This window comes from Candidatus Omnitrophota bacterium, assembly GCA_028715965.1.
In the GTDB taxonomy this organism is placed as follows: domain Bacteria; phylum Omnitrophota; class Gorgyraeia; order Tantalellales; family Tantalellaceae; genus JAQUQS01.
In genome coordinates this window covers 1-6,629 of sequence record JAQUQS010000041.1, presented here as the reverse complement: position 1 = coordinate 6,629, position 6,629 = coordinate 1, and the positions used below count along the sequence as shown (strand labels likewise).

At 54.1% G+C, this 6,629-nt stretch carries 1 protein-coding gene; it reads left to right on the top strand.

Features of this window, described 5'->3' with window-relative positions:
* Positions 1 to 16 precede the first annotated feature (16 nt).
* Positions 17 to 6,629, top strand: a 6,613-nt coding sequence (locus PHH49_08470) for a hypothetical protein (protein MDD5488972.1), incomplete at its 3' end; no start/stop codon positions are given.

The following is a 6,629-nucleotide window of genomic DNA, read 5'->3' as shown; positions in this document are numbered from 1 at the left end:
GACCGGTGGTTATATCGTGGACAACATGTCCGGCGGTAAGGATTTTTACTTATACGATCACAACGCCGGTCGGTTCAACACAGTGTCGCAAGAAGAGTTCTTCGCCAACGCCAGATGGGCGGTAAGCACTTATTATAATCTGAACTTCATCTCGCAGGAACAGGATGATCCCGCGATGAAGAAAGCTTTCGGTACCCCGGGTACAAGGGGGGTGTGGATAGACGAGTTCGATACTGTAGCGCTCAACCTTACGGAAAAATGTGTCATTTCCGGTGAGACCGATACGGAGGCCGCCAGAGAACTGGATGTCATGAGAAAGCTCCACGAACTCATGGCGGCTGGGAGGATGTCCGAACTTGAGGATAAAGGCGCGCTTACGATCAGGAAAGCGAGAGATCGGCAGAAGCAGGTAACGCTTACAGGATTTCCGGTCATCGGCGGTAAAGCCATGTTCAAGAAGATAGTCGCGTCCATAAAGGCTGGCTCGCCGGAACTGGCGAACGTTCCTTTTGATACATGGGTGCGCATGATGGAAGCCTTATATACCGCGAAATACAGCTGGGAGATCGGCCGGGATTATGAGATACGTGACGGCGATGTGGTATCAAGGGACGCGCAGACCGACCTTCTTATGTTCGGCCGAGAAATGGCCGATATAAGCGATGCCCTGAGACTTCTTAACGGTATCGAACCCAAGGGAAAGAAACAGACCATATCGGAAAGGCCGATATCGGAATTCCTTACGCTGGCGAGTTTTTCTGACGGCGATGTATATAACATAGGCGGTACCTCAGCTACGGGCGCCAGGACGGTTGAGCAGCTTTACAGGGGCGGAGAGGGCCTGCTTCCGGAAATAAAAGTAATAAACGAGGACATGGTCGGCAGGGATTTCAAGGATAACCGCGGGGAAGCCCCGGTAATAGCTTCCGCCGATGAAGCTGACGCGCGCGGAAAACTTATCGTAGAACTCAGGGCGAACCTGGACACCGGCCAGATAATAAAGGTAAAGGTAGAGGACGCGGAGACGATAGCCGGGCTCATCAGGGAAGAGATGCCTGACGCCGTTGTACAGATACTCGCCGGGGATATCAATAGCGCGACAAAAGAAACATATGTAAATAACGCCGGTAAGCGAGGGGTCATAACCATAATAGATAACGCTAATGTAAGGGGAACGAGCCCAAGGGTGGATGAGGAGAACGGGAATTGGGAAAAAGGTATAGTACTCCATCTTTTGTATCCCGAAGATTTTGATATTGAGGAAGAACAGCTGGTAGGTCGTATCGCGCGTGCCGGAGAACCAGGTGAGGTGAAGAGGCATTACAACGTCAGTTATTTTGAGGCCCTCAGGGATCGCCAGGAGGGAAAAGAGGCGAAAGCGGCCATCAATGATATAATCGCCGCTCTTAGATCCTACCAGGCGGACCAGGGCGAGGCGAACGCTTCCCGGTTGTCCAAGGCAATAGAACGTTACAAGGATATACGTTTCGCCGACAGGATAGCCCGCGACATGCGGGAACTTGATCCGGAAAAGGTCCTGCAGTCGTTCCGCGGAACATTGGCGGAACTTTCGAGTGACGAAAGCGTGAAAGCCGCGGTCGAAACAGCTTTTGACAGTATGATGTCAGACCCGGATGTCCGGGCTTATTATGGGATGAACGTGGACAGGATATTTAACGCCAGTCGCGCGGCAGAAGATAACGCCCGGGAAGGGCTCATAAGGTCCGCTCTGGGTGAGACTTTTAACATAACCCCGGACAGGTTCGGGGAGGAGAACGTCAGGACCCTCGCGGCCGCGCTTTCCGCTTCAGCGGACGCCGACGCGTTCAAGGCGATCTTGTCCTCTTTTGTGAAAGCAAGCGCCGTCGTGATAGCGTCTGAGACTGCCAGGAGAGAAAGAACGGATTTCCTGACCAAAAAAGAAATGATGCGTCGTGAGATGAACGCGCTCAGCGCATTGTCCGGGGCGGTAGGAACGCCGCTGGAAGCGCAGAGGGATTCACTGGCCATAAAGCTGGGAGAGAACGCTGTCCAGGGGGTGAAAGCCGCCCCAGGCAACGCGGTGTTCATGGTGCTTTTTGGTAAAGCTGAACAGCAGGAAAAAGCCGCTGATCGTGCCGCAAGTCTTCGCGCGAAAGAGAACATTTTCAAGGCGGTACTTTTCGCGCTTAAGGGCGCGGTCATACTCGGGCTTATATATATCGTGAACAACAGGCTTGGACTGGGCAATATCCTTAAGGCACAGGTGGAAGGCGGTATAGGGCGTAATGAGATAATAGCGGGCCTGAACAACATCTTCCCGTTCCTGGGCGGCGAGTATGTCTCCGTAATGATCATAGCGGCATTCGTCATACTGCTCGGGGTAATGGCTTTTTCCAAGACATATCTGAAGAGAGCTACCGCGCATCCGAAGCCGGTCGAAGACATGATAAAACTGATGGATGGTACTTACCGCGGCAACAAGGCCAGGGCCGTAGGCAGTTTTGTACTTTACCAGTTCGTGCTTTCGCTTGTCGGGTTCCTGGCGACCGCGACGGCGGGCGCCCTTGCCGTGACCGGCGTTATCGTAATGGTCACTACACCGGCATCCGCGATGGCATCCCTTTCTGGCGTATACGCGAGCGCTATATTCGCGGGGCTTATCGCGGCAGCGGCAAAAGCGCTAACATATTATCTTTATTCCTCTAAAAAAGAGCTTTCCCCGGAGGACCTTTCCAGGGGTTATTCTTGGCTGGATACGGGCGCGCTTGTTACCGGTCTTGTAGCCGTTCTCGGTACTGTTGGTTCGGCATACCTGATGAGAGTATCGCCTGTAGCCGGTAGTATCGGCGTATTGGTCCTTGCTGTTACGCTGCTGGTCTCCAGGGTCATATCCAGGAAGTTCCATGGTGACGCCAGAACTCTGGATAAGAGGGCACTTGCCGGGTATGGCCTGGCTGTCCTGATAGCTGCCCCGGCTATCGCGCTTGTCATGTATTCGGGCGGCGCGTGGTTACTGTCGGGCGCGTTCATGCAGATAGCGGCGATACCTTTTATGCTTAAAGTGGCGTTAACGATGTTCAGCTCGATCAAATTAAGCTCGAAAATGGCCGGGATCGAGAACCGGCTCATGGAAAAACCCCGTATCATCGGGTTCATGGAATCGATAATGAAAATATCGATCGTAAGTTTCATTATAATATTCGCCGGTTGGACCATGGCTACGACCACTATACCCGGGATGATATGGGGGAAACACGCGTTAAGCGCGACAACATGGTTCGTTTCCCTCGGGATAGCCGCTATGGTCGTGATAGCGGTGATGGTATTCTTCAGGGCCGCTGCTTCTTCAAGGGGCAGGTCGTCTGGACTTTTGAACGCGATACTTGATAACGCGACCGCCCAGCAGGGTTTGGCGTTAATGGGCGTAGGGTCGGCCATATCGATCATGGGCCCCCAGGTCGTGCAGGAAACGATGCCCGTGCAAATGCACGCGCAGATGATGGACCGGGTCAGAACACTTAATCAACAGGACCTCAAGCAGGTCGCGGCAGGCCTCAGCCAGGAAACGCTTGCCGGTCTTGTGTCCCAGCCTGCGGTCACGACATCGGCTGACCTGATGGGCCTGACGGGCGCTACTACCGGTAGCACAGGGATATTCGATGGGACCACGGGCAGTGGGCCCGGGGCGGGTGGAACACCACCGGTGGTTTTGCGGTCCGAAACCCCTGCCGCGATGTCCCCCGAGCTTCAGACGGGACTGGACAGGATCAACGCTATCATGACGGAAGCCACAAGGCCTGGGACCAGGCCGCAGGACGCGTCCGACAAGTTGGTAGAGGCGGCGCGCATACTAAGGGAACTGGCCCCGGAACATCCCGAAGTGTTATATCTTATGGGTGAGAATACCAGAGGACTTTTGTCCGCGAGTCTCGGGGCAAGCGTGGAAAAACCAGCGGACCTGGCTGCCGGATTGGCTGAGATAGAGACATTGATGGCGGAGATAAACAGGCCCTGGAGCGATCCCGCAGAGGTGAGCGCGAGAATAGCCAGGGTAAGCGATATATTAAGGAAGCTGGCGCCGAAGTACCCGAATATATTTGAGCTTTTCGGTGAGGGAACGCGGAACGCGATATCCGACAGAATATTCCCCGACATGGCGAAACCATTGAGCCAGCAGCCGGCAGAATTAGCCGAGGGCATCAAAAAGATCGACGATATGCTACAGGGGATAGCCGACAAAAGACTTGGTCCGGCCGCAGCAAGGGGAATACTCGAGGAAGCCAGTCGTGAACTCAGGCAGCTCGCGACAAAATATCCGGCCGCTATGAGCCTGTTGAAAGATTCCCCCAGGAGCATGCTTACCGTACAGCTTGTTGCCGTGGAAAGCCCGGTTGCCGCCGCTACCGCGCCGACAGCCACAACAAGACCAGCCGTTAAGCCTGCCGCTCCCGTCGTGACCAGGCCCGCGCTTGCCGAAGGCTACCTGGATAATATAGCCGGGATGATAACTGCGAAAGATATATCAGAGATGATCGAACGCGCGACAGGAACGGTAAAGCAGGCCGTGGACCGCAGGGACAAGGCGAGAAAAGAACTTGAAGCGGGAGCCGCTACGCTTGACGAGAACGCGCAGCTGGCCCTGAAAGACCGTATAGACGAAGCGGAAATGGTGATACAGAGCAATAACGCGTATATCGTTTATTTCACTGAACTGGGTAAGATAATAGGCAGGTTCGAGGCCCCTGTGCGCAACGCGCGTAAAGCTTATGATGAGCTCGTGGCCAGGAACGCCGATGAACAGAGCCGCGTGGACGCGCTCCTTGCCTTGTTGAGGCTCAAAAAAGCGAGAGTAGATGAGCTCGCGAAGGTAGTAGCCGCGAGCATGAGCAGTGACGCGTCAGAAATGGCGAAAGACATATTGTCCCTGGGAGAAACGACCTGGCATGAAGGGACGCGTACCAATATACCTGTGATCACAGCCGACGCGGCACTGGATGACGCGGCCATGGCACAGGTAAGGATGGCAGTGGTACTGGACAGGGAAGGTAACACGTTGGGGGCACAGATAGAAGGACTTGAGGCCATCCCGTCGGTCAGGGAAAAGTTCGCGAAGATAGAAGCGCTCGTGCCGCGGATAGAACACGCGCTTGATATGAACAATGACGAGGAAGCGGCTCCGCTTATAAGGGAAATGATGGTGCTTGTCGGGGATCTGGGGTCACGGGGCATGAAGACCATGGAGCCGATAAACATGGGATCCCTTACCGCGCTTGACAGGATCATGATGCGCTTTATAAGCCTCAGGCAGGAAATGATAGCGTCCGGGATCATGAAATTGAACGCGAAGGACGCCCGCAAGGCTGAAATAGACCAGCAATTAGCCGATCTTCGCCTGGCTGTATTCAACTTCCGCAGGGATGTGTCGGCGTTCAAGAACGAGGGAGAGTACAGGCTTGCTCTTCTTAACCTGCAGAAACGCATGGAATGTTTTACGTCCGGATTGACGCAGGCGGAAAAAGATGAAATGAGCATATCGGAACAGGTAAAGATGCTCGAACAGGTGCTTCAGCAGGCGCAGAGGCTGATAGAAATGGGATTTGACCTGCAGGTCGCTACGGACAACGCCGGCAGGATGCAGGAATCCATGGATGAGATCGAACGGCGTACCGCCGCGGCCAGGGCGCAGAGTGAAGTCGTCAGGATGGGAATAGAGGTGCTGACGGAAAATGTGCCGGCAACGGCGACATACACCGATGACAAAGAAACATATGAGGTAATGCTTGATGGATACGCTTTTATCCGTATGGATGGAAGAAGAATGGTCGAAGGCGCTCTTGACGGGGAACGCGCGTGGCACGACCAGGCATATGGCCTTCTTGAAAGGCGGGACCTTATCTACAGCGTGACACCGGATATGAAGGATATGGTGAACACGTCCACTCTTACCGAAGAGAACGGAAGACAGACGGTTGTGACGTGGCTCTCCGCGGAACCGCAGGGAGACGGTAAGGTAAGCGTAAGATGGAGGGAGACCTACCTTGACAGGGGAAAACAGGTAAGCAGGGATCACGCTTATACATATCAGGTAGTCCCGATAAACAGGAATGCCGGGAACATGGTCCTCAGAATGACCCAGGGCAACAAAAAAGACGTAATGAATTACAGGATGGTCACGGATGAGGTCTCCGCTATGCGTCTTATCCGCAGGGGATACCGGTTCTATGACCGGCAGGGGGCCCCGGTGTATTCTGATAAGGTAGTTGACCTTGCCAGGCATAAAAAGTACCAGGAAGCGCTCATCCAGCACAGGATGGATACGACGGCCGCACAGCACGCGGACATAAGGGCAAGAAAGGTAAATTCCGAACAGGACGTAATAAGACTGCTTCTTACCTCACCGTTGGCCAGGCAGGAAGACATGGAGATAGAGAAAGCCTGGGCGGAACTGCTTAAACAGATGTCGCCTGACATGAAGGCGGAGTTCGGTATAAGCGGTACGGTCTCTACGCTTGGAGGGCCTTCCGCGTCGGTGTGGATAGGTTTCACCAAGGTCATCGATCCGAGAGCAGAAGCATTCAGGCAACAGGCATGGTTCAAGCATTACATGGTAATAAACAGGATAAAGGGCCAACAGTCAAGAAGGGTCG